A 580-nucleotide genomic window follows, 5' to 3' on the forward strand; every position below is an offset into this window, starting at 1 on the left:
TTTTAGCCAATTTTCAGGTTGGATATTGAGCCTCGCTAAGATAGGTTGAGCGTCTGTGATAAACCCGCGTTTATCTTCACGAATACATCGCCCTGTCAAATCTACAAGTTCTAAATAGTATTTAAATTCAAACGGTAAACCTTTAGGCATGTACTTTCTTGGATTACCAGAAAAACGCATGAGTGACTTAGGCTGTTTACCCTCTTTTGCTGTTTCAACGCGCTTTTTAATACTAGTATGGTCTGACTCTTCTGGCGTCTCTGCCATTTTGGCTCTCACAGGATTTAAATCCACATACGCTAAGCACGCCGCCAACGCGGCTTCATCTAACAAAGCTTGTGATTTAAAGCGCCCTTCCCAGAATCGGCCTGTGCAGCCATCTTCTCTATTCGCCTTACGCGCGATGTCTTCGTTTAGCGTTCGCATAAACCAGCTTATATCAGCTAGGCGCTTTCTATATTCGTCTATGAGCTCTGATAATAAACAACGCTCTGAGTTTGTAAGTGTTTCTCCATTGATAAACTTATGGGTTAACCAACTCCCTTTAAATTGCTTATGCCAACGTATAACAATGGCTTTA

1 pseudogene is annotated in these 580 nt (G+C 41.9%); it reads right to left on the reverse strand.

The features are described from left to right. Window positions 1-580, reverse strand: a pseudogene (locus N482_RS25205) (transposase); the annotation flags it as partial.

Origin of the sequence: Pseudoalteromonas luteoviolacea NCIMB 1942 (genome assembly GCF_001625595.1) — a bacterium.
In the GTDB taxonomy this organism is placed as follows: domain Bacteria; phylum Pseudomonadota; class Gammaproteobacteria; order Enterobacterales; family Alteromonadaceae; genus Pseudoalteromonas; species Pseudoalteromonas luteoviolacea_A.